Annotated in this window: 22 protein-coding genes; 7 read left to right on the top strand and 15 right to left on the bottom strand. The window is 69.7% G+C overall.

The annotated features are described in order from the left end of the window. Positions 1-242: 242 nt before the first annotated feature. From ACFXDJ_RS18105 to ACFXDJ_RS18135, 7 genes are all read right to left on the bottom strand, one after another. Positions 243-1,430 (bottom strand): lipid-transfer protein, encoded by a 1,188-nt coding sequence (locus ACFXDJ_RS18105; RefSeq protein ID WP_384849551.1) that lies wholly within the window; start codon positions 1,428-1,430, stop codon positions 243-245. A 21-nt stretch (positions 1,431-1,451) separates the two neighbouring features. Continuing rightward, complete coding sequence (locus ACFXDJ_RS18110; RefSeq protein WP_384657429.1) at positions 1,452-3,581, bottom strand: acyl-CoA dehydrogenase; 2,130 nt, start codon at positions 3,579-3,581, stop codon at positions 1,452-1,454. Between the two features lie 69 nt (positions 3,582-3,650). After that, entirely contained in the window at positions 3,651-3,992 is a 342-nt protein-coding gene (locus ACFXDJ_RS18115; RefSeq protein WP_384657426.1) for a DUF5713 family protein, read from the bottom strand. A 104-nt stretch (positions 3,993-4,096) separates the two neighbouring features. Next, positions 4,097-6,079, bottom strand: coding sequence for a serine/threonine protein kinase (locus ACFXDJ_RS18120; protein ID WP_384849554.1), 1,983 nt, complete (start codon positions 6,077-6,079; stop codon positions 4,097-4,099). Positions 6,080-6,203: 124 nt separating this feature from the next. Next, positions 6,204-6,782, bottom strand: coding sequence for a hypothetical protein (locus ACFXDJ_RS18125; RefSeq protein WP_384656369.1), 579 nt, complete (start codon positions 6,780-6,782; stop codon positions 6,204-6,206). Between the two features lie 8 nt (positions 6,783-6,790). Continuing rightward, entirely contained in the window at positions 6,791-8,557 is a 1,767-nt protein-coding gene (locus ACFXDJ_RS18130) for an alpha/beta hydrolase (RefSeq protein ID WP_384656371.1), read from the bottom strand. Between the two features lie 7 nt (positions 8,558-8,564). After that, complete coding sequence (locus ACFXDJ_RS18135) at positions 8,565-9,026, bottom strand: hypothetical protein (RefSeq protein ID WP_384656374.1); 462 nt, start codon at positions 9,024-9,026, stop codon at positions 8,565-8,567. A 353-nt stretch (positions 9,027-9,379) separates the two neighbouring features. Between ACFXDJ_RS18135 and ACFXDJ_RS18140 the strand changes: the two genes are divergently transcribed. Then, entirely contained in the window at positions 9,380-9,853 is a 474-nt protein-coding gene (locus ACFXDJ_RS18140; RefSeq protein WP_384656377.1) for a hypothetical protein, read from the top strand. Positions 9,854-9,864: 11 nt separating this feature from the next. Here ACFXDJ_RS18140 and ACFXDJ_RS18145 read toward each other — a convergent pair whose 3' ends face one another. Both ACFXDJ_RS18145 and ACFXDJ_RS18150 read right to left on the bottom strand, forming a co-directional pair. Further along, the gene (locus ACFXDJ_RS18145) at positions 9,865-10,119 is read right to left on the bottom strand and encodes a DUF397 domain-containing protein (RefSeq protein WP_384656379.1); all 255 of its coding nucleotides are present in this window, start codon (positions 10,117-10,119) and stop codon (positions 9,865-9,867) included. After that, entirely contained in the window at positions 10,085-10,933 is an 849-nt protein-coding gene (locus ACFXDJ_RS18150; RefSeq protein ID WP_384656382.1) for a Scr1 family TA system antitoxin-like transcriptional regulator, read from the bottom strand. The genes ACFXDJ_RS18145 and ACFXDJ_RS18150 overlap by 35 nt, the downstream gene beginning before the upstream one ends. 171 nt (positions 10,934-11,104) lie before the next feature. On the opposite strand from ACFXDJ_RS18150, the gene ACFXDJ_RS18155 reads away from it, so the two are divergent. Then, positions 11,105-11,488, top strand: a complete 384-nt coding sequence (locus ACFXDJ_RS18155) for an ATP-binding protein (protein WP_384849557.1) — start codon at positions 11,105-11,107, stop codon at positions 11,486-11,488. Here ACFXDJ_RS18155 and ACFXDJ_RS18160 read toward each other — a convergent pair. The 6 genes from ACFXDJ_RS18160 to ACFXDJ_RS18185 form a co-directional block, all read right to left on the bottom strand. After that, the gene (locus ACFXDJ_RS18160; RefSeq protein ID WP_384656388.1) at positions 11,442-12,191 is read right to left on the bottom strand and encodes a hypothetical protein; all 750 of its coding nucleotides are present in this window, start codon (positions 12,189-12,191) and stop codon (positions 11,442-11,444) included. The genes ACFXDJ_RS18155 and ACFXDJ_RS18160 overlap by 47 nt on opposite strands. 424 nt (positions 12,192-12,615) lie before the next feature. Then, the gene (locus ACFXDJ_RS18165; protein ID WP_384656390.1) at positions 12,616-13,059 is read right to left on the bottom strand and encodes a hypothetical protein; all 444 of its coding nucleotides are present in this window, start codon (positions 13,057-13,059) and stop codon (positions 12,616-12,618) included. A gap of 109 nt (positions 13,060-13,168) precedes the next feature. Then, positions 13,169-13,495 carry a hypothetical protein gene (locus ACFXDJ_RS18170; protein ID WP_384656394.1) on the bottom strand — a complete coding sequence of 109 codons (327 nt, stop codon included), beginning with the start codon at positions 13,493-13,495 and terminating at the stop codon, positions 13,169-13,171. 28 nt (positions 13,496-13,523) lie between these two features. Beyond that, a complete protein-coding gene (locus ACFXDJ_RS18175; RefSeq protein ID WP_384656397.1) occupies positions 13,524-15,983 on the bottom strand; it encodes a trypsin-like serine peptidase in 2,460 nt (819 codons plus the stop codon). 688 nt (positions 15,984-16,671) lie between these two features. After that, positions 16,672-17,112, bottom strand: coding sequence for a hypothetical protein (locus tag ACFXDJ_RS18180; protein ID WP_384656400.1), 441 nt, complete (start codon positions 17,110-17,112; stop codon positions 16,672-16,674). 54 nt (positions 17,113-17,166) lie between these two features. Further along, positions 17,167-17,811: a hypothetical protein gene (locus ACFXDJ_RS18185; RefSeq protein WP_384656402.1), complete on the bottom strand. Its 645-nt coding sequence runs from the start codon at positions 17,809-17,811 to the stop codon at positions 17,167-17,169. Positions 17,812-18,076: 265 nt separating this feature from the next. Here ACFXDJ_RS18185 and ACFXDJ_RS18190 point away from each other — a divergent pair, with 265 nt between their 5' ends. The 5 genes from ACFXDJ_RS18190 to ACFXDJ_RS18210 all read left to right on the top strand — a co-directional run bounded on the left by ACFXDJ_RS18190 (position 18,077) and on the right by ACFXDJ_RS18210 (position 21,605). Then, the gene (locus tag ACFXDJ_RS18190) at positions 18,077-18,541 is read left to right on the top strand and encodes a TnsA-like heteromeric transposase endonuclease subunit (protein ID WP_384656421.1); all 465 of its coding nucleotides are present in this window, start codon (positions 18,077-18,079) and stop codon (positions 18,539-18,541) included. Between the two features lie 117 nt (positions 18,542-18,658). Then, on the top strand, positions 18,659-19,006 hold the full coding sequence (locus ACFXDJ_RS18195; protein ID WP_384656405.1) for a hypothetical protein: 348 nt from the start codon (positions 18,659-18,661) through the stop codon (positions 19,004-19,006). Positions 19,007-19,554: 548 nt separating this feature from the next. Further along, on the top strand, positions 19,555-20,439 hold the full coding sequence (locus ACFXDJ_RS18200) for a LysR family transcriptional regulator (RefSeq protein WP_384849561.1): 885 nt from the start codon (positions 19,555-19,557) through the stop codon (positions 20,437-20,439). Positions 20,440-20,566: 127 nt separating this feature from the next. Beyond that, the gene (locus tag ACFXDJ_RS18205; protein WP_384656411.1) at positions 20,567-20,815 is read left to right on the top strand and encodes a hypothetical protein; all 249 of its coding nucleotides are present in this window, start codon (positions 20,567-20,569) and stop codon (positions 20,813-20,815) included. 148 nt (positions 20,816-20,963) lie between these two features. Beyond that, a complete protein-coding gene (locus ACFXDJ_RS18210) occupies positions 20,964-21,605 on the top strand; it encodes a class I SAM-dependent methyltransferase (protein ID WP_384656413.1) in 642 nt (213 codons plus the stop codon). Positions 21,606-21,708 lie beyond the last annotated feature (103 nt).

The following is a 21,708-nucleotide window of genomic DNA, read 5'->3' on the forward strand; positions in this document are numbered from 1 at the left end:
CACCCTTCCACCGTTCCCTGGGCTCCGCCCAGACCCGCGCCTCAACCGCCGGCGAGGCTGGAATTGCCCTCCGGGCAATCCAGCCCGCCGACGTTCACGTGCAGGCTGACGCCCGGCAAATCCAGCCCTGCCAGCGTCAGCCCGCCGACGTTCACGTGTGGGCTGACGCCGGCCAAATCCAGCCTCGCCGGCGTTTGAGGCGCGGGGTCTGGGGCGGAGCCCCAGCAGGCGGCCCGCGCGGGCTACTTCCGGAGCAGCGTCACCACCGCCGCGCCGCCCAGCCCGATGTTGTGCGCCAGCGCAACCCGGGCCCCGTCGACCTGCCGGGCTCCGGCCTGGCCACGCAGCTGCCAGACCAGTTCCGCCGCCTGCGCCAGCCCCGTCGCGCCCAGCGGGTGGCCCTTGGAGATCAGCCCCCCGGAGGGGTTGACCACCCAGCGGCCGCCGTACGTGGTCGCGCCCGACTCCACCAGCGCCCCGGCCCCACCGTCCTCGCACATGCCCAGCGCCTCGTACGTCAGCAGCTCGTTGATCGAGAAGCAGTCGTGCAGCTCGATCACGTCCACGTCCTCGATGCCCACCCCCGCCGCGGCGAACACCTGGCGGGCCGCCGCCGCCGTCATCGGCTTGCCGACCGCGTCGATGCAGGTGCCCGAGGAGAACGAGGCTTCGGTGTCCGTGGTCATCGACTGCGCGACGATCTCCACGGCCTTGTCCCCGAGCCCGTGCCGCTCCACGAACCGTTCCGAGACCACGAGCGCCGCCGCCGCCCCGTCCGAGGTCGGCGAGCACTGGAGCTTGGTCAGCGGTTCGTGGATCGTCTTCGCGGCCAGGATCTCCTCGACCGTGTACACGTCCTGGAACTGCGCGTTCGGGTTGTTCGCCGAGTGGCGGTGGTTCTTCGCGCCGACCGCCGCCAGCTGCGCGGCCGTGGTCCCGTACAGCTTCATGTGTTCGCGCGCCGCGTTGCCGAAGATCTGCGCGGTCGGCGGGGACATCTCGAAGCCGTGCCCGGCCGCCATGATCCCGTAGTGCCGGGCGACCGGCGAGGTCTTGAAGTCCCCGCCGTCCGAGCCGCCGCCCAGGGCGCCCTTCTTCATCTTCTCGAAGCCGAGCGCGAGCACGCAGTCGTTCAGGCCGCCCTCCACGAACTGGCGCGCCATCATCAGCGCCGTGGAGCCGGTCGCGCAGTTGTTGTTGACGTTGTAGACGGGCACCCCGCTCAGGCCCAGTTCGTACGCGGCCCGCTGGCCGGCCGTGGAGGCCTGGAAGCAGTAGCCCACCGGCACCTGCTCCACCAGGCCGTACTCCACGCCCGCGTCGGCGAGCGCGGCCGACCCCGCTTCCTTCGCCATGTCCCAGTACTGCCAGTCCCTCGACTCCGGCTTCTCGAACTTCGTCATGCCGACGCCCACGATGTACGACTTCATCTGGATCAAAAGCCCCTTCGGTCAGTCCCTGGGAAGGCCGAGAATGCGCTCGGCGACGACATTGAGCTGGACCTGTGTGGTGCCCCCGGCGATGGTCAGGCAGCGGGACATGAGCATCCCGTGGACCGCCCGCTTGCCCACCGCCTCGCTCACCGCTCCCGCCGGGCCCAGCAGTTCCAGCGTGAGCTCGGCGGTCCGCTGCTGGTGCGGGGTCTGGACGAGCTTGCGCACGGACGCGCCCGCGCCCGGCTCCAGTCCGGAGACCTGCTGGAGGGTGGTGCGCAGCCCGATGCAGGCCAGCGCGTGCGCCTCTGCGGCCAGCGCCCCGATCCGGACCCGGTACCCGCCGTCAAGGTCGTTGGAGCGTGCGAGCAGTGCCTCCAGGCCGGTGTCGAAGGTCATCTGGTCGGCCATGTGGACGCGTTCGTTGCCGAGGGTGTTGCGCGCGACCTTCCAGCCGCCGTCGGCGGCCCCGACCAGCGCGTCGGCGGGGAGCGGCACGTCGTCGAAGTAGACCTCGTTGAAGAGGGCCTCGCCGGTGATCTCCTTGAGCGGCCGGATGTCGATGCCGGGGGTCTTCATGTCCACGATGAAGTAGCCGAGCCCCTTGTGCTTGGGCGCGTCCGGGTCGGTCCGGGCGAGCAGGATCCCGTAGTCGGCGCTCTGCGCGGAACTCGTCCACACCTTCTGCCCGTTGACGATCCAGCCGCCGTCCGAAGCCGACCGCTCCGCCTTCGTGCGCAGCGAGGCGAGGTCGGAGCCCGCCCCCGGCTCGGAGAAGAGCTGGCACCAGGTGACGTCCCCGCGCAGCGTCGGCAGGAGGTGGCGCTCCCGCTGCTCGGGGGTCCCGTAGGCCAGCAGGGAGGGCACGACCCAGGTGGCGATCCCGAGGTCGGCGACCTTGACCCCGGCGGCCTTCAGCTCCTGCTGCACGACGAGCTGTTCGACGGGCCCGGCGCCGAGTCCGTACGGGGGCGGCAGGTATGGGGCCGCGTACCCGGTGGGCGCCAGGATCCGGCGGGCGGCGGCCGGGTCGAGGCCCCGCGCGTCCTCGATGACGGTACGGGCCTTCGCGCGGTGCTCCTCAGCCCGCGCGGGCAGCTCCAGGCGCAGCTCGCGCCGCGCGCCGGCCGCCGCGAGCCGCACGGCCCGTACCCGGTGGCCGTCCCCGGAGCCGAGCAGCTGGCGGGCGACGAGCGAGCGCCGCAGGTAGATGTGGGCGTCGTGTTCCCAGGTGAAGCCGATCCCGCCGAGCACCTGGATGCAGTCCTTGGCGCAGGAGTAGGCGGCGTCCAGCGCGGTTCCGGCGGCCAGCGCGGCGACGAGCGAGCGCACCTCGGCCGGCTCCTCCGCCGCCTGCGCCGCGTCCCAGGCCAGCGCCCGCGCCTGCTCCAGGCGCACCAGCATGTCGGCGCACAGGTGCTTGATCCCCTGGAACTGGCCGATGGGCCGCCCGAACTGCTCGCGGACCTTCGCGTACTCGGCGGCGGTGTGCAGCGCCCAGGCGGCGGTGCCGCAGGCGTCGGCGGCGAAGAGCACGCAGGCGAGGTCCCGCACGAGCGCGGCATCGAGCTCCAGCAGCCTGCCGGGCCCGGCGGTGACCCCGCGGGCCTGGACCTCGGCGGTGGGGCGGGTCGGGTCGGCGCTCTCGTGGGTGCGGATGTCCAGCGCGGCGGAGTCGACGGCGAACCAGCGCGTCCCGTGCGCGGTCTCGGCGGCGAGCAGCACGAGGTCGGCCTCGCCCGCGCCGAGCACCGGCGGCGCGGTCCCGTCGAGCAGGTACCCGCCCTCCACTGCCACGGCGGTCAGGTCCCCGGGCCCGAGCGCGACGGCCCCGACCCGCCCGCCGAGCGGCTCGGCCCCGGCCCGGTCCAGGAGTACGGAGGCCAGCGCGCTCGGCAGGTACGCCCCGGGCAGCGCCGCCCGGGCGGCCTCCTCGACGGCGACGGCCAGGTCGAGCAGGGTCCCGCCGTCCAGATGCGGCTCCAGCAGCCCGGAGGCGACGAGCCCGTCCCAGTACGCGGGGCGCGCGCCGGTCTGCGGCGGGGTGTCGAGGAGCTTGCGCACCTCCTCGGGCGGCACCGCCCGCGCCACCCATCCGCGCACGGCTTCGGCCAACTCCCGCTGTTCCTGTGTGATTCCGATGCCCATGCGCGGCAGAGTAGAACACGTTTCATTCTGACGGAAGGTCAGAACTGAAACGTGTTCCCCTATCGCCGCTCACCAGTCCCGGACGGCGATCAGCTCCTCCACGTCCGCGTCGGCGAACCCGTACGCCGAGGCCACGAACCAGAAGTCCTCGGCTATCTCCTCGCGCGCCACGGTCTCGATCTCGCTCCCCGCCGCCTCGAACTCCGCCTCCAGGAGGTTGAACTCCTCCGTAGCCGCCGCCGTCAGCGCGTACAGCGCCACCAGATCCGCGGGCCGGTCCGCCTCGATCCGCTCGCAGAGCCGCAGCAGGATCGCCCGGCCCTTGTCGAGGACGGGGTCGGGGTAGTAGTCGTCCGCGTAGAGCTGCCGGAGGAACGCTCGCTCCGTCACCCGCTGGTTCGTGATCGCCACGGTGATTCCCCATCCCCTTCGAAGAGCCGACCCTCCCGATGGTGCACCACACCACTGACAACGCCGGGTCGGCGGTCGTGACCTGCCCGGACGGGGACCTGGGGTCAGGACTTCTCGTAGTAGTAGCCGTCGCCGTGCGCGGGTCCGACGTTGTGCTGGATGCCGGCCGGATCGCTCCTGGTGAAGAAAGACGGGTCCAGCGTCCCGCAGAACTGGCTGTTGGATTTGCTCTGGTCCACCGCGGCCGCACCGACGTTGATCCGGGCCCCGCCGTTGGCCACCGACACCACCTTGGCGATGTTCTCGCAGTGGCCCATGTTGGAGTCGCTGATCAACCGGACGGACCCGGACCGGGTGATGGTCACCTCCCCCGGCTGACCGATGTTGAACTGGGCTTTGTAGGTCCAGGTGCCCGCGAAGTACGAGGGGACCGCGTCACCGCCGGACGAACCGCCGCCACTCGGCGAACCGCCGCCGCTCGGTGAACCGGAGCCGCCGGGGTTCGTGGTTCCGGTCCCGGAGCCGCCGGGGGCTGCGCCGCCCCCGCCTCCGGCGACGGCGCCCCCGCCGCCTCCGCCACCCTTGGTGGCGCTGTTTCCCGTACCGCCGCCGCCCGCTCCGCCCGGGGTGCCCGAGCCGCCGCCGGGTGTCCCCGCACCCCCCTGGGCGCCCTGCGCGGCGGCGCCGCCCGGGCTCGAAGCGCCGCCGACCTGGCCGTCCGGCGCGGGGGCGGTGGGGCTCTGGGGGCTGGGCGCGCCCGGGGACGCCGAACCGCCCGCCCCGGAGGGGGAGCCGCCGGTGCCGGGCGTCACGGGGGCACCGGCCGCCGGGGGCGCCGCATGCGAACCGCCGCCGCCATCGCCTCCGAACGGCTGGATCAGGGCCACCGTGCCGCCTCCGACCGTGAACACGAGGACGGCCGGCACGGCGAGGGTCCAACGCCTGCGGCCCCGGCGCTCGTTCCCGGCGGTGGCGCCCCCGGCCACCGGCCCGACCACCGGACCGGTGGCCGGATCGGCCACGGGTTCGCCGCCCGCTCCGATCACCGCTCCCGCCACAACCCCGGCGGACCCGCCTTCCGGCCGCAGGCCGACCGTCGCCCGGTCCGTAGCCCCGGAACCGCCCTCCGCCGCCCCCTCCCGCTCGGGCTCCGCCTCCGCGTCGAGCAGCTGCGCCGCCTGCTGGGCGAGGCGCGCCACCACCTTGGGGGGCAGCCACGCCCCGCCGAGCTTCTTCGGGCGGACCCGCTCGGGGTCATCCAGCAGCTCCTCCACGCCGGGCCGTTCGTCGACGTCCTTGGTCAGGCAGCGGCCGATGAGCGCGCGCAGCGCCTCGTCCCCGACCTTCTCCAGGGCCGGCTCGCCCTCCACGATCTGGAACATCACCGCGTGCTGGTTGCTGGCCCCGTGCCCGAACGGCAGCTCGCCGGTGGCCGCGTACACCAGCACGCAGCCGAGGGTGAACACATCGCTCTTCGCCCCGGCGCGCCGCCCGCGGACCTGCTCGGGCGACATGAACCCGGGCGAGCCGACGACCATGCCGGTGCTGGTGAGCAGCGATTCGACGGAGGTCTCCAGGGCGCGCGAGATCCCGAAGTCGATGACCCGGGTGCCCTCGACGGTCAGCATCACGTTCGACGGCTTGAGGTCGCGGTGGACGATCCCGGCCGAGTGGATGTCCCCCAGCGCGCGCAACAGTCCGTCGGCGAGGGCGTGTACGGAGTCCACGGGCAGGGGGCCGTGCCGCCGGACGATCTGCTCCAGCGAGAGCCCGGGGACGTAGCCCGTGGCCACCCAAGGCCGGTCGGCGTCGGGGTCCGCGTCGATGACGGGGGCCGTGTACCGCTCGCCGACGCGCCGGGCGGCGTCGATCTCGTGGCGGAAGCGGGCACGGAACTGCGCGTTCGAGACGTGCTCCTCGTGCACCACCTTCACGGCGACCGTACGCCCGCCCTCGGAGCGGGCCAGGAACACCCGCCCCATGCCCCCGGCACCGAGCCGCCCGAGCAACAGGTACGGCCCGATCCGGGTCGGGTCCCCGGCCTTGAGCGGCTTTATGCCGCCGTCGATGTTGTCGTCGTCACTCACTGCACTGCCCATGCTGCCCGCCCCCGGTGCTCCCCTGTGGACGTCCGGACCGGCCTGGCCGCCGGTCGAACACGCCTCAGGGTAGAGGCAGTTCGATGCAGGATGAAGGCAAGGGTGGCCGACGTCAGTACACCCCGTTGAGGTCCGTCCCCTCGGGCGCCCTGAAGTAGGCCGAGACCACGTGGACCATGATTCCGGACTCATTGTTCGCCGAAGGCGCGTTCTTGGCCGGATCCACGGCGGTGGCGAGGACGACGTTGACGGAAAAGGGCCCGTCCTGCGAGTCCGCCGTCAGTTCGAGGTCCTTCGCGGGGGTCGAGTTCCGGCCGTATTCCTTGATCTTCCAGCCGTGCTGCGGCAGGGCCTCCTTGAGGCGGAGGAAGCCCTGCGTCAGCTCCTCGTCCGAGGTCCCGTAGACCGACCACGGGTGGCGGACCATGAAGAGGTGGGACGGGTCCTTCTCGTTGAGCGAGATGCTCGCGCCGCCCGGCGTCGTCTTGGCGTTCTTGATGCCGATCAGGTCGAAGATCTGGCTGGAGACGGCCTTGGTCTTCGTCTTGGCGTCCTGGACGGACAGGACGGTCGGCGTGTAAGCGAGACCGGCGTTGGCTTTGTCCACGGTGTTCGAGCATCCCGTCATGAGCGTGGTGAAGGTGAGCGCGAGGGCGAGGGCCGTGGCGGCCCGGCCGAGGGTGCGGGGCATGCGGGGGGTCACTCCTTGACCTGGTCGTAACGGCCGACGACGACCGCGGCCTGGTTGTGCAGGCTCTGGGAGCCCGGCTTCCAGTAGTCACTGTGACCGCTGGTGTCGGTTTTCATCCGGTGCGCCCCGAACGCCTCGTCCGAGGGCACCGTCTCGATGTAGCCGGCGTCGTACGGAATTCCGTGCCAGGTCTGGACGCCCCACTTGCGGCCGCCCAGACCGGCGACCTTGCCGCCCAGCGGGACCGGGTCGTCGCCCGCGGCCTCGGCGAAGACGTGGTCCTTGCCGATGCCGAGGTCGCTCGCGTCCCCGACCAGCATGCCGGGGCTGCCCGCGACCACGATGTCGTCGGCGCCCAGATGGCCCTTCAGGGTCGCGTCGCCGACGACGGTCGAGCCGTAGCTGTGGCCGATCACGGTGGTGTGGCTCGCGTCCGGGCCGCCCTGCGCGGTCTGCAGACCGTCCATGAACCGGTCGAGCTTGGGAGCCCCCTCGTGCGCGAAATGCTTCTCCATCGCCTCCGGCACGATCGACTGCGGTGCGTCGTAGCCGAGCCAGGTGATGGTGGAGGTGCTGGGAGAGCCGGGAAATCCCTGGGCGTCGTGCCAAAGGGTGGTCATGCGGTTGACGTCTCCGCCGATGCCCTCCAGCCGGGAGGTGGTGCCGGGGACGTACACCGCGGTGTTCTTGGCGGTGTCCGGGTTGCCATTGGCCACGATCGCGTGCCCGTTCCCCTTGGTGTCGAAGCCGAGGAGGTAGGCCTGCGGGAGACCGTCCTCGCCCGTGCTGTCGAACCGCTTCTGGATGGCGTCCATGCCCTTGAGCTGGGCGTTGAGGCGGTTCTTCGAGTCGTTCCACGTCTGCCAGGCCGGGTTGGTGATGGCCGCCGGGTACGAACCGGACGGGTTCGCGATCACCTTCGACGGCTCCGGCCCCAGGTTCTTCAGGTCCACGTCGGCCTGCGCGTGGGCCTCCGCGAGGACCATCCGGTTGGCGTCGTCGCGGACGGGCGACGGCAGGCCGTCGAGGGCGCCGACCCGCTCCGGGTAGAGGGTGGAGTACTCGTCCCGCTGCTCCTGGGTGAGCCCGTCCCACCACTTGCGGTTGTCGGCCGCCGACTTGTCCTTGGGGATGTCCGACTCGGGGAGGAACTTCCCGGCCGCCTTCTGGACGTCCTTGGTGTCCTGGGCCGCGTCCAGGAGCATCTCGTCGGTGACGTCCAGGCCGGGGGCGGCCTTGAGCTTGCGCAGGGTGCCCGCGTACCGGCCGTCGATCTCGTTCGCGTCGCCGACCGCGCTCGCGATGCGGTCGGCGATGTCCTTGGCCTTGACCTCGTTGGGGTTGGTGGCATTGGGGTTGGCCAGCAACGGAGGCTTCGGGCTCTCGGCCGTGGCCGGGGCCGCGACGAGCGGGATCGGCGGGGGATAGCTCACGGAGCCGTCCGCGTTCACCGTGAACTTGAGGTTCGCGGCGTCTTCCAGGGCCTGGTTGAGCTTCTTCTGCGGTCCCGCGAGCTCGGTGGCCAGCCCGTTCAGGGCGGTACGGATGAGCCCGCACTCGGAGTGCAGGTACTGGTAGTTGCGGCTGAGCCGGGACAGGTCGCCGACGGCCGCCTTCGACGTGTCGCTCGTCTGGGTCTCGTGGAGCTTGCTCAGCATCTCGTTGTCGACCCGGCCCTTGGAGGCGTCGGCCCGGCTGCTGACCTTGCCGTAACCGTCGGCGGCCGTGGTGTAGTCGGAGAGCTTCAGATCGCGCAGCTGCTGCCAGGTGGGCACGGCGGCGTCACCGGGCCTGCGGGGACGGGGAGGACTGCGGGGCGGCCTGCGGGGTGGCGGCCTTCAGGTTGGCGCCGACCTGGTCGTCGGTCTCGCCGAAGGACTTGCCCACGGTGGACAGCGCGCCGGCGAGGCGGTCGCACTCCCCCCGCACGGCCGTCAGCCGGTCCGTCCAGGAGCCCGCTATCTCGGTGAGGGCGGCGGTGGCGTCGAAGCCGGTGGCGCCCGCGGAGCCTTCCTTGCCGTCGTGGCCGAGGTCGGTGAGGGCGCTGTTGGCGCTGGTCCGCAGTTCACCCGCCACTCCCGAGGCGGCGGTCCAGGGCTGCTTGCTGAACTCGATCCCCGGCCCCCCGCCGTCACCGGCGGCCGCCGTACTGGCCAGCGTCATGCGGACGCCGTCGCCGCCCTGCGCCGGCACCGCTCCCGGGTCGGCGCCGAAGATCTCTTCCCACTTCGCACTCAATGCCATGGCTCGCTACGTCCCCTGTCCCCCGTCGACCGGCCCCGACGCCCTCGCGCCGCCGCACGCCGCTCCGGCGCGGCGGTCAGCCTAGCCGGGGCCCGTCGCGTCGTGGAAACCGCCACGGTGACCCCGGCCCGCACCCGTGGGCCCCGTACCACCGGCCGTACGAGTACACCCGCCGATCCCCGGCCGCCCCGGAACCCACACCCCCCGAAACCTTTCGCCTCAAGGGGGGCCCGGGCAAGGCCGTCCACCGCGCGCGGATCCGACGCGGAGGAGCCCCTAATGGGCGCTATGCCCACGCCCTGGATGTTGCTTGAGTGCGCGTGCTTCATTCACGCCGTTCCCAGGGAGTCCGCATGCCTTACCGCCCCCGCCTCCGCACCGCGTTGATCGGCGCGTGCACCGCGGCGCTCCTCGCCGGCTCCGGCCTGCTCTCGCTTCCCGCGCAGGCCGAGAGCCTGTCGGCTCCGGCGGCCGCCGCCCAGAGGTCGACGTCGTCGGAGCGGACCATCGACTCGTTCGTCCAGGAGTACATCTACGCCGTCAACGGGACCCAAAGCGAGGGCCTCAGTCCCGAGCAGGTCCGGGAGAAGTACCTCTCCAAGGAGCTCGACGAGGCCCTCACCGGCTGGGGCTCCGAGCACCAGAAGAACCCGATCTTCCGCCGGGAGGCGCAGCCCAAGGCCTTCGACCGGGTGGAGACGGGCCAGGCGGACGGCAACGCCAAGGTCGTCACGACCTACACCTGGGACGACGGGACGACGAGCGACGTCTGGTTCACGGTAGGGGTCGCCAGCCAGGTCATCACCGGGCTGACCGACCCTTCCTGAGCACCGGTCCGTCAGAGGCTGCGGACGAACTCCGCGAAGGCGGCGGGCGCGACGGTGAAGGCGGGGCCGCCGGGGTTCTTGGAGTCCCGGACGGCGATCCGGCAGGGCTGGGGGGCCACCTCTACGCAGTCGCCGCCGGTGTCACCGCTGTACGAGGCCTTGCGCCAGGCGGCGGCGCCGAGGGGGGCGCACTCGACGCAGTCGCCGCCGGTGTTTCCGGAGTAGCTGGACTTACGCCACCGCGCATGGATCAGGTACTGGCTCATATCCATAACGTTCCTCCATCACGCGCATGATCAACGCCGCCGAGTCTTCCACGGAGAGTGCAGCGGCCTGCAAGTGAGCGTAACGAAGCGCGGCTTCCTTAACCGTGTCAGGGTCGGCAGTCATGTGCCCCGAGATGAGGTCTTCCGTGTAGACGAGATCCGGGTCGTTATCGAAGCGCAGCGTGTTGAACGATCCGATCAGGCTTGCATGTTCACCGGCGGCAAAGGGCAGCACTTGCACCCTCACCCAGCGCCTGTCGCGGAGACCCAACAGGTGCCCGAGTTGGTCTCGCATCACCTGTCGGCCACCAATCGGCCGGTGCAGCGCAGCCTCATCCAGCACCACCCAAATCATGGGCGGGCGCTCCCGCTGCAGGAGCCGATGCCGTTCCAGCCGGGCCCCAACCAGCTCGTCCAAGTTGTCTGGCAAGCCGGTTGCCAGCACGGCCCGCGCATACTCCTCCGTCTGAAGAAGTCCGTACACCAGCTGCGACTGGTAGGTGGAGATGTACGTGGCCTTCGCCTCCATCTCTGCGTACTCCTGGAACCAAGTAGGCAACTGACTCCGCAGCACTAGCCCTACCAGCCGGGAAAAGAAGCCTCCCGTACCGAGCGCCGCGTCGACCCGTTCCGAGAAGTCCCGGGTCGGCACCTTCCGCGCTGTCTCAATCTGCCCGATCAAGGATGGCGTGCAGAAGACGATGGCGCCCAGCTGGCCCTGCTTCAGGCCCGCGTCCTCCCTCAGGCGGCGCAGTTCGGAGCCGTAGTAGTCCAGCGGAGACGCGCTGGGATCGAGATCGCGGATGTTGACCATGGAGCGGTCACCCCCAAGTGCACACCGTGCGGCGTTCGTTTCGGTCCATAGCCGAGCGTAACCAGTCCGCTCCAGCCTGGTGCCATGAATCTCACAACCGGGCTCGCACCAGGCGAAGTTGCAGGCAGTTACCGCATGGGCTTCACCGTCGGTAGCCATTCCGCCCGCCACATGCGTCGCATCCTGCGGATGTTCCTCACCCAGTGGGACCTCGCCGGACTCTCCGACGCCGCGGAACTCGCCCTCACCGAGCTCGTCGCCAACGTCGTACGCCACGTCCCCGGCCGCAGCTGCGTAGTCCTCATCCTCCGCCGGCCGGACGGCCTCCGCGTAGAGGTGTCGGACGGCTGCCCCGCACCCCCACGCGTGACGAACGAAAGCAACGAGAACCTCCCCGAGGGCGGCCGGGGCCTGCTCCTCGTCGAAGCGGTCGCGGACCGCTGGGGCACGGACCCGAACTCCACCGGCAAGACGGTGTGGTTCGAGTGCGACGCCCCTCCCCCGGCGGCTAGCGGGTCCGGGCGTGCTCGACGGCGGCAGCCGCCAGGCCCGTGATCAGCGGGTGGGCGCGGGTGCCGTCGCCGTCGAGTTCGGGCTGGAAGAGGGTGGCCAGGAAGAAGGGGTGGGCGGCCAGTTCGGCGATGCGGATGTCGCCGGATTCGTCGGCGCCGGTGAAGGTCATGCCGTGGGCCCGCAGGAGGTCCAGGTGGTGCGGGTTCGGGCCGTAGTTGCAGTGGTAGCGCGCCACGGTCCGGTCGGCGCCGAGCAGCCGGGCGGCGCGGGAGCCGGGGGTGACCCGTACGGTGCCCTCGTGCCCTACGAGCGAGCAGGCCAGCGGGACGACCACCGCGTCCTCGGCCGCCGTCCCGGGGTCGTTCTCGGCGTGGCCGGCCCGGTCCAGGCCGCAGACGGTGCGGGCGAACTCCAGCAGGGCGTGCTGGAAGCCGCCGCACGTGCCGAGGAAGGGGATGCCGTTCTCGCGGGCGTCCTGGATCGCGGTCAGGACCCCGCCCTCGCTGCGGTAGGGGCTGCCGGGCAGCACCCAGACGGCGTCGAAGCCGTCCATGCCCTCGCCGGCCTCCTCGGTGGGGATCCAGTAGGCGTCCAGGTCCAGCCCTTCGCGCACGCGCAGCGCCTCCAGTAGACCGGGGATGCGGGCGTGGGAGCGGACGGCTTCGGAGCGGTCCGCGATCAGGGCGATGCGTGCGGTGCGGTGGTTCGTGGCGTTCGTAGCGTTCGTGTCGTTCATGGGAGCCATCCTGCGAGGCGTCCGGGCATCAGGTCCAACGATGATCCGCGGTGCTCGCATTAGCGATACTGATGCACATGGATCCGCATCTCCTCCGCACCTTCGTCGCGGTCCTCGACCACTGTCCCGTCTCGCGAGATGTTCTCGTCGTCTCAGGTGACCTTGGTGGATTGTCCACTGATCTCAGGTGACGTTGCCGCTGCCACGTTGAGGTACGCCGCCGGGCTCACGTGACGTTGCCTGCCGAGTGGGTCACCCGCCCGGTCTCCCCGGGATCTCCCCCGGCCCCTTCGGCTGCATCGACATCGACACCCTCCCCAAACGACAACGTCGGCTCCCAAGACCGCAACCAAGTCTCGGGAACCGACGTCACGCATAGGCCCGAATTAACCAACAGCATCCGGTCGGTTGGGGGCCCTTCGGGTTCACATGTTCACCATTTGTCCCTTACCAGCGCCTTGCCCATCATGCCGCCGACTCTAACGGACCCGTGGTCTTTGAGTTCGTCCCTGTGCAGGGCGACGAACGCGGCGGCAATCCTCTCCGCCTGCGCCTGTTCCTTTTTCACGTCGTTCTCGCGCTTGTCACGGTTGAGACTAGTCAGGATATGAAAATACGTAGACTCGCCATCCGGGTTGACTATCACATCGACATGGAGGGCAAGGAGGTCCTTGTTCTTTTTGTCCCGTGCAAGGTATTCGAGGAACGCAACCGTGGTCGGGTTGCCAGTAGGGGACGCGGTGGCCACCGGGTCCTGGTCGTCGCTGCCGGTGCAGGCCGCTGTCGTGGGGGCGAGGACGAGCGCGGCTGCCACGGCGAAACCGATCAGACGGCGGCCGGTACGAGGTTCCGGCCTGGTCTGGTTGGTGCGGTTCATGCGTTTCCGCCCCTCATCTGGTGTCCTGTGCGAGTAGACGTGGTGGACCGCCTACAGGTTCCCCGGCCTGCCGCCGTGACCGGTGCCACGACCGCCGGCCGGGGAGGGGTCAGCCCTTCATACGGCGGTCCCAGTCGATGTACGACACGCCTGCCGTCCCGTTCATCGAGCAGGTCCCCTCCGATACGCCCTGGTACTCCCACAGCCCGTACACCACGAAGGTGCTTCCCCCGTTGGTTATGCAGGTGACCTTGGCACGGAACTGCCGCACTCCGCCCGCAGGGCAGGTGACGTTGCCCGTCTGGCCGGGCCCGCTGATCCACGTACCGCAGCTCCCCTCCCCTACCGGTGCGGCGGTCGCGGTCCCGGCGGTTTGCAGGACAGCTATGGGCAGGGCGCAGGCGGCGACGAGCGAGGCTATCTTCTTACGGTTCACCTGGTCTCCTTCGAAGAGCTCTGGTGGGTTACAGGCCTGCGCTGACCAGCTTGTGTTCCGAGCCGATCGTGTTCGCGTTGCCGTCCGTGTAGAGGGTCATCTCCCCGTCACTCCAGTGGACGATCGTGTCGTCGGCCCACGTGTTGTCCGAGTAGTCGCCGCCGGAGAGGATCGTGGCGTGTGTCCACGTGCTGTTGGCGCCGACGACCTGGTTCACCTTGCAGGCTGACAGGTTCCCGTTCAGGTCCTGGTAGTTGGTGACCGTCCCGTCGTCCCAGCGGACGATGAGGTCCCAGTTGTCGTTTCCGGTGTAGTCGCCGGAGGCGAGTTCCGCGGCCTTCCTCCACTGGTCGGTGGGGGGCAGTGCCATGACCTCGGTTCCCATGCCGCGTTCGGATACGTCCGTGTACTGGGATACCTCGCCATCTGACCAGCGCATCACCAGGTCGTCCTGGCGGCTGTTGCCGGAGAACCGGCCGGTGGTCATCTGCTGCGCGTAGTTCTTCCAGTCGTCGTTCGGCGCGAGGAGTTGTATCTCGCCGTGGAATCCGTACTCGTTCACGGACGGGTACAGCGTCACCTCGCCGTCCTTCCACCGGACAACGACATCAGATCCGCCATCTCCGGTGAAGTCCCCGGCCGTGATCTCGACCGCATAGTCACGCCAGGTGGCGTTCGGCGGCTGGACTTGGAACTCCTGGTCGAAGTAGCCATTCTCCGGATTCGCACCCCGGTAGAGGCTGACTTCGCCGTCCTTCCACCAGACGAGCATGTCCATGCGGTCGCGGCTGTTGTTGCCGCCGCCGACGAAGTAGCCGGAGGCGATACCCCGGGCGTAGTCCCGCCAGGTTTCCCCGCTGGGGAGAGCGGACCCGGGCCTGGAGTCGGGCTGTCGCCCCGCCACGGCGGCGTCGAAGACCCGCTTGACGTCATCTCCGAAGTAGGAGCTGTAGGAGGTGTCCGGGGAGTGGCCCCCGGTCTGCCAGCCTCCGGTGACGCCGGCCACCCCGCGGCCGGTGCCCATTTTGATCAGGAACGGGCCGCCGGAGGTTCCGGACACGTAGCCCTGGCAGTCGACTTGGAGGAACGTGCCGCCGCGCCAGCCGCCGGAACTGGCGGTGGTGAACTTCTTCGTGGGCGTGGTGCACGTCAGCGGGTTCTGGATCGGCTTGTACTTGTCGTCGCCGTACAGGTAGGGGTAGCCGATGACCTGCGTGTCCGGGTGGTCGAAGCCCTCGTTCAGGGCGAGGGGAATAGCACCGACCACGTCTTCGAGGAGTTTTCCGTCCGAACGCGGCTCGGCCCTGACGAACGCGAAGTCCAGGTCGGTCGCAGACTTCTCGGTGTCCGGCGTGTAGACCTTGTCCATGTAAATCTGGCCGACTTGGATCGGGAACATGCCGTAGGGGCGCGGTGTCGTCGTGTTCTGCTTCGGGACGAATACCAGCTTCGAGATCCTGTCGTTCGCGTCGAAGCAGTGTGCGGCGGTGACGATCATGTTCTTCCCCGGGGAGGGGACCACGGTGCCCGCGCAGAACCGGTAGTCGGCTCGGTCTGCGTAGTAGAACGTGCCGACTTCCTTGATGCCCTCGAACTCGTGCGACGGGGAGGCCAGGGTGCGGCGGGCTTCGGGTGTCAGGAGCTTTTCGCGGGCCTCCTGCGCGGGGTCCGGCTTTGCCTGTGCCATGCGCTCGGGGGTCCAGAACGCTTCCATGTCCGCGGCCAGCGAGGCCGGGGCGCTCGGGATGGGGGCCGGTGTGGGCGGCTGCGGGTTCTGTGTGGGCCCCGGGGTGCCCGTGGACGGCGAAGGGGGTATGGGGGCGGGTCTGGGGCCTGTGGGGGTTGTAGCGGCCCGGTAGAGATCCTTGGCATCGTCATCGAAGTACGAGCTGTAGACGGTGCCAGGGAAGTCGCCGCCGGTTTTCCAGCCACCGACGACACCGACCAATGCCGGGTGGCCGTCCACGTTGGCGAGGAAGGGGGCCCCGGATGCGCCGGGGAACGAGGTGGCGCAGTCGGCCTGGGAGAAGACGCCCCCGGCCCACTCTCCCACCGTGTCCGTGGACAGACGCTTCATCGGGGCAGTGCACTCGGTCGGCGCCTTGCCCGGCTCGACACCGATGACCTTCGTGTCCGCGTGGTCGAAGCCGGTACTGAACGCGAGGGGGATCGACCCGACGATCTCCTCCACGTTCTTCCCGTCGGTGCGAGGCGCGGCTACGGCGAACGCGAAGTCGAGGTCGGTAGCGGTGTGGAATCCGCCCGTGGCCTTGTAGGCGGGGGCCATCCGGATCTTGGAGACGGTAATGGGGAACACGCCGAACGGGCGGGGCGTCTTCTCCCCATGGCCGGGGATGAACACGACATGCTTGGCCGGGGTTGTTCCGTCGAAGCAGTGCGCGGCCGTGGCCACCATGTTCTTGCCCTGTGCCGGGACCACGGTACCGGCACAGAAACGGTAGCTGTCGCCCGACGCGAAGAAGAACAAGCCCACCTGGTCCCGCTTTCCGGGAACCGCCGCGATGCCCGGGGCCCCGGACGCAGATGGAGCGGTGGAGGTGTTCTGTTTCGCAGCACGTGCCAACTGCTCGTCAACGGGCTTCGCCTGAGCTATCCGCTCAGGCGTCCAAAACTTGTCCTCGGCCTCGGCCAGTCCGGGCTTCACCTTCTGCGTGCCTGATGGGGACGGCTCCCCGGTGGGTGAAGGCAGCCCTGACGCGGCCATGACGGAGGCGAGGTCGGGGACAGCCAGGCCCGGTGACGGGGTGCCGGGTGGTGCGGGCGGCGATGGCGCCGCGAACGCCGCGACGGGTATCGATACGGCGATCACCGCCGCCACACACGGCAGCAGCCTTTTCAAAAACATGCAAATCCCCCCACTTGGCAGACGGAAAGGAATCAGCCAATCCGTGACCCATCGGCCGAAATGCAATCCCTTTTCCGTCAGGAAGCCTTGATCCTTACACGCCGAAACTGTGAGGGCATGGAGAGCCTGGCCGGTAAACACTGGCCACAAATAGGGTGCGGCGAACGCCGTTTACCGGACCTGCACCTAAACCCGTATACCGGAAAGCCGTGAAGGATGAGGGGGCGTACATATGACCGAAAGACGCCGAGGACCGCACGTCCGGGCCGGCACGGGTGACACAGGCCACGCCGGGGTTCATCCAATGTGTCTAGCCGGTAGCCCGGCCTTGGGACTGGTAGGCGCGCATGTTCAGGAGTCGCGTATTCGCCATAGGTGTCGGTCGATCGTCACCCTCAGCCTTGAGTTCAGCGGGGTCTAGCAGCGACTCCGGATCCCAGACGACCCGCGCGATGAGATACCCGTCGAACTTGGCAAGCAGCTCATACAGCTGGTGTCCCAGCGCGGTGAACTCAGCTGCGGAGAGGGGAAATCTGAGGAGGCTGCCATCGAGGCCGACGCCCCAGCCAACAGCTACCGGGAGGACGGAGAGCTCGACGTGTGGGCCTGTGGTTCTCAGCATCGGCCGGTGGAGGGGAATCCGCTGGGCGCCCGCATGAAGCACCCGTGACCTGGGTTCGGTGAGGGCGGCGTCCCATGCCGCCCTGATGCTGTCGCCGAGGTTCACTACGAGCTCGAAGCAGAGCGCCACGGTTCGTCTTCCTCTCCAATCAAGAACGGGTCAACCATGTCGGCTGGCTCCGACTCAATCAGCTGTGCTGTCCCGTGCCGTCAGCCGTTGGCGCGTCCAGGTGATGAAGTCGTCGTGCGGGCTCACCAACTGGACATCGGCCAGAAGGGATTCGACCTCCTCTTTCGGGGCCTCGTCTACGCGAAGGAAGATCTCCACTCTCGTGAGCGGCACGAGTCGCACAACGGACATGGCTGGGTGCCTGCACTCATCCAGGAGATTTCTTCGGTCGAGAAGGTGGACGATCTGCGGCAGGGATTCTTCATGCAGGACCGTCGCCAGTGCCTCACCGCAGCTGAGGCCGTTGTCCTCGCGCAGGGCCCAGCGCGCGCGAAACGACATCTTGGAGTCCGGAGCATGTGCTGCGTGAGCCGGCGGTATCACCCTGCCTGCTACTACCGCGGAGCCGAACGCCATGGGGGCCGGTGCCTCACCGCTTGCCGAGTACCGGGTGATCCACTCCCAGTACGGCGCCGGCACGATGCGGTAGTCGACCTCGAAGACGGCCGCAGCAGGGTCTACGTAGTGACGGGCGAACCCGAGAATGGCTTGATCGCCGTTACTGGCGGTGAGGCGGAAGGTCCGACCGGACCTTTTGAAGCCGGCTGCCTTCATCACAGGGGCCACGTGCTGCTTGACCAGCAGGTCCAGCGGTGTCATCGATGCCTTCCATATCCCTGTACGCAAGCAGCTGGTGATTACCCCCAGGGAATCTATGCCAGAACCTGCTTGGGACCTATGCAGTCAGGTACTCGGCCTTCGCTGCGACAGGTCGTTCTCATTTGGTCTTCCTTCTCTCGGGCGGTTTGAGCCCGTATTGCTGGCGGTCGGAGCCTGTGGACGGATTTGCTCAGATCAGTTCGGCGTGGTCGATCCGGGGGTGGGCGGTGTGGATGTCAGAGATCTGGGGCAGGCCGCGTTCGAGGTGAGGTACGTCGATGAGGGCTGCGTACACCGTCGCGAGCCACTGGCGGCTTGCTGGACGCTGAGGTTCGAGAGGCTGCCACCAGTCCGTACGGTCAAGTCCTATAAGGGGCAGCGGTCCGTGACCCGTGACTACCGGGCGGCTACAACGGCGGGGCAGCTGTCCTGCGAGTCCCATCTGGAACAGCACCACGCGATGCTGATGGACTTCGATCCGAAGGTCACGAGGCTGGCCAGCCAGCCGTTCCGGCTGTTCTGGCCGGGGCGGCGAGGCCGTCGTGGACACGTCCCGGACTTCTTCGCTCGGCTTCACGACGGCGGCGGCCTGGTGGTGGACGTCCGTCCGGATGAGCACATCGAGCCGGACGATGCGGAGGCGTTCGCGGCGACGGCGCGGGCCTGCGAGATCGCCGGGTGGGTCTTTCGCAGAGTGGGAGCGATTGGCGGGCGCCGAACAGGTCGGTGACCGCCTGGCAGTGCTACCCGTCCTCTATCACCTGCTCTGGCGCCAGACTCTGGAAGTCGACCTTGAAACTGGACTGTTGGGGCCGGGGAGCATGGTCCGACGGGCGGTGACGGCCCGATGAGGCCCCCACTGGTGGTCAGCCCGGGCGGCCGGGTGAGGTTCGACGGCAAGATCCACACCGTGGTCGGTCTCTCCGGGGTCCTGGTGCGGCTGGCCGACGAACACGGGCAGTCCAGTGCGATGCATCTGCCGACGCTGATGACCTCACAGGGGTTCGAGGTGATCGGCTCGGGCGGAGTCCGCCGACTTCCGTCCGGCCTGCTGGACGGGTTGCCGCCTCGCGAAGCCGAACGGGCCCTGTCGTGGCACCGGCACATGAGCGAAGTACTCACCGGCTTGCCGCCGGACGCCTCGGCGGGTGCGATGCCGCGGCCTGAGTACGACCCGGCAACCCGAACCCGATAATCCGGGCCGTTGCACCAGCTGCGGCGACCAGCTGAAGACCTCAAACCCGAGGATGCGGTTCTGCTCGGCCGCATGCAGGTCCCGCGACTGGAACCGGCATCAACAAGAGCGAAAGCTCCGCGAGGCCTCCTCTCGCTTGGAGAGGAGGGAATGCCCATCCTGCGGCGTCACCTGGACGCCCGGTGATGACCGACGACGCGACGCCCTCTACTGCTCGCACCGCTGCCGGCAAGCTGCCTTTCGCCAGCGCGCAGCTGGCGAAGACACCTGACCGACAACCTCAATTGAGACGTCACTGGCAACGCGCTCCTGCGGGACAACACGAGGTGAGAATCCGTCAAATCCCCGTCTCGCCTGCCCTTGCATCACCCCTGGTCAGAGCCCCGCCGATAGGACAAGAGCGAATGAGACGGGACAGATGCGCGCGGTGCGTGCGACGTGGCCGTGGTTCGTGGCGTTCGTGTCATTCATGGGAGCCATCCTGCGAGGCGTCCGGGCATCAGGTCCAACGATGATCCGCGGTGCTCGCATTAGCGATACTGATGCGCATGGATCCGCATCTCCTCCGCACCTTCGTCGCGGTCCTCGACCACCGCTCCTTCTCCGCCGCCGCCTCGGCCCTCGGCTACACGCAGTCGGCCGTCTCGCAGCACGTCGCCGCGCTCGAAGCCGATCTGGGCGCCCGGCTGGTCGAGCGCCGGCCCGTGGCGCCCACTGCGGCCGGCGCCCGGCTGATGGAACACGCCCCCGCGCTGCTGCTGCGCCTGGACGCGGCCCGCGCCGACATCGCGCGCCTGCACCGGGCCCCCGACGCCCGGCTGACGCTGGCCTGTTCCCCCGCCGCCCTCGGCCCGGCCGTCGCGCAGGCCCTCGCCCGGCTGCGCGCCGACGGGCCCGTGGACGTCGAAGTGCGCGTCCTGGGGCGGGAGTCGGTGATCGAGGAGGTACTGACCGCACGCGCCGACCTCGGCCTCGTGGACGGGGTGGCCGCGCCCAGCGATCCCCTGCCGCTGCCGGACCTGGGTCCCACCGTCACCCTCGCTGCGTCCGAGGAGCCGCTGGCCGTGCTCTTCCCCGACGGCCACCCCCTGGCCAGCCGTACCTCGGTGCGGCTGGGCGACCTCGCGCAGGCGCAGTGGATCGACGCCCCGGAGACGGCCGTTCCCCTCGACCGGCTGCGCGCCGTCTGCCACACGGACGGGTTCCACCCCCGGATCCGCCACCGCGGGACCGATCCGCACGGGCTCGCCGCACTCGCCGCGGCCGGCCACGGACTCACCTCGCTCCCGCTGTCGCTGGCCACCGCGCTCCCCGGCGTCACGGCCGTCCCGGTCCGGGCCCCGCGCCTGGTCCACCGCACCGAGCTCCTGCACCCCGCCGGCCCCACGGAACAGGCCCGTCAGCTGATCGGCCTTCTCGCTGGCCGGAGTTAGGCCTCGCCGCGATCCCGGCCGCCGAACGGGTGACTACGACGATCATGAGCTGCTTTGCACCCGTGCGGCTGTGAGGCTGGTGCCGGTCGTCCGGTCCGGGCGATTTTCAGCACCCGAGGAGGCGCTCATGGGCCGCACGCCCGAACCCCAACACGTGGTCAGCATCGACGGGCAGGAAATCGACGAGAACGACCCGAATTTCCGGTACCGGAGCTCCGTCGAGACGACCACGGGTCCCGAGGTGGAGGGTCAGGACGGTGTGGACGCTCTGCCGCTCGAAGACGACCTGGGCCTCGTCATCGACGCGCCCGAGGGCTTCAACAAGCCCGCCGGGGACGGCGGTCGCTCCAGCATGATGGATCAAGGCCAGAGCTAGTGGGGTGACCGTCCGGGCAAGCCGGACGTACGGCGCCGGTCGGCGACTTCGCGGCCGCCGGCCGGAGCGCGGGACCCGGGCATGGCGTCCTACCAGCGGGTAAGGCAGCATGGGCCGCCGACGCACCCCACCCCTCAGGAGGAACACCATGGCCAGCCCCAAGCCGGAGACCCTCGCCGCCTTCGAGGCCGCCAAGGGGTTCATGCCCGTAGGGGAAGGGCTCGCGCTCTACGAGGCGGCCGCCGGGGCGGCGCGGCTCGGGCTGCCGCTGCTGGAGGTCGGGACCTACTGCGGGCGCTCCACGATCCTGCTCGCCGACGCCGCCCGCGAGGCCGGTGTCAGCGCCCTGACCGTCGACCACCACCGGGGCAGCGAGGAGCAGCAGCCGGGCTGGGAGTACCACGACCCGAGCGTGGTCGACCCGGAGGTCGGGCTGATGGACACCCTGCCCACCTTCCGCCGGACCCTGCACAAGGCGGGCCTGGAGGACCACGTCATCGCGATCGTCGGCCGGTCCCCGCAGGTCGCCGCGGCCTGGGGCGGCCCGCTCGGGCTGGTCTTCATCGACGGCGGGCACACCGACGAGCACGCGAGCGGGGACTACGAGGGCTGGGCCCCGCACCTGGCCGTGGGCGGCACGCTGGTGATCCACGACGTGTTCCCCGACCCGGCCGACGGCGGCCAGGCCCCGTACCGCGTCTACCTGCGCGCCCTGGCCTCCGGCGCCTTCGAGGAGGTCTCGGTGACCGACTCCCTGCGCGTGCTCCGGCGGACCGGCGAAGGGATCTGACCCGGCAGGCGCCCAGTGGTGGGCGCGGCGCCAGCCGCTCCAGTGGAGCCGGTGCTTGCACCGGGGGTCCTGCCGTCCTGGCATATAAGCGCACCGCGCCCCC

Source organism: Streptomyces sp. NPDC059443 (assembly GCF_042750105.1).
In the GTDB taxonomy this organism is placed as follows: domain Bacteria; phylum Actinomycetota; class Actinomycetes; order Streptomycetales; family Streptomycetaceae; genus Streptomyces.

What these genes read in the sequence shown, in the direction of transcription:
- ACFXDJ_RS18160 (WP_384656388.1), bottom strand. Translation starts at nt 12,191, where the DNA reads ATGGCTCCCATGAACGACACGAACGCTACGAACGCCACGAACCACCGC.
- ACFXDJ_RS18165 (WP_384656390.1), bottom strand. Translation starts at nt 13,059, where the DNA reads ATGAACCGCACCAACCAGACCAGGCCGGAACCTCGTACCGGCCGCCGT.
- ACFXDJ_RS18145 (WP_384656379.1), bottom strand. Translation starts at nt 10,119, where the DNA reads ATGAGCCAGTACCTGATCCATGCGCGGTGGCGTAAGTCCAGCTACTCC.
- ACFXDJ_RS18125 (WP_384656369.1), bottom strand. Translation starts at nt 6,782, where the DNA reads ATGCCCCGCACCCTCGGCCGGGCCGCCACGGCCCTCGCCCTCGCGCTC.
- ACFXDJ_RS18140 (WP_384656377.1), top strand. Translation starts at nt 9,380, where the DNA reads ATGCCTTACCGCCCCCGCCTCCGCACCGCGTTGATCGGCGCGTGCACC.
- ACFXDJ_RS18135 (WP_384656374.1), bottom strand. Translation starts at nt 9,026, where the DNA reads ATGGCATTGAGTGCGAAGTGGGAAGAGATCTTCGGCGCCGACCCGGGA.
- ACFXDJ_RS18185 (WP_384656402.1), bottom strand. Translation starts at nt 17,811, where the DNA reads ATGACACCGCTGGACCTGCTGGTCAAGCAGCACGTGGCCCCTGTGATG.
- ACFXDJ_RS18195 (WP_384656405.1), top strand. Translation starts at nt 18,659, where the DNA reads ATGAGGCCCCCACTGGTGGTCAGCCCGGGCGGCCGGGTGAGGTTCGAC.
- ACFXDJ_RS18105 (WP_384849551.1), bottom strand. Translation starts at nt 1,430, where the DNA reads ATGAAGTCGTACATCGTGGGCGTCGGCATGACGAAGTTCGAGAAGCCG.
- ACFXDJ_RS18200 (WP_384849561.1), top strand. Translation starts at nt 19,555, where the DNA reads ATGGATCCGCATCTCCTCCGCACCTTCGTCGCGGTCCTCGACCACCGC.
- ACFXDJ_RS18110 (WP_384657429.1), bottom strand. Translation starts at nt 3,581, where the DNA reads ATGGGCATCGGAATCACACAGGAACAGCGGGAGTTGGCCGAAGCCGTG.
- ACFXDJ_RS18150 (WP_384656382.1), bottom strand. Translation starts at nt 10,933, where the DNA reads ATGGTCAACATCCGCGATCTCGATCCCAGCGCGTCTCCGCTGGACTAC.
- ACFXDJ_RS18205 (WP_384656411.1), top strand. Translation starts at nt 20,567, where the DNA reads ATGGGCCGCACGCCCGAACCCCAACACGTGGTCAGCATCGACGGGCAG.
- ACFXDJ_RS18155 (WP_384849557.1), top strand. Translation starts at nt 11,105, where the DNA reads ATGCGTCGCATCCTGCGGATGTTCCTCACCCAGTGGGACCTCGCCGGA.
- ACFXDJ_RS18210 (WP_384656413.1), top strand. Translation starts at nt 20,964, where the DNA reads ATGGCCAGCCCCAAGCCGGAGACCCTCGCCGCCTTCGAGGCCGCCAAG.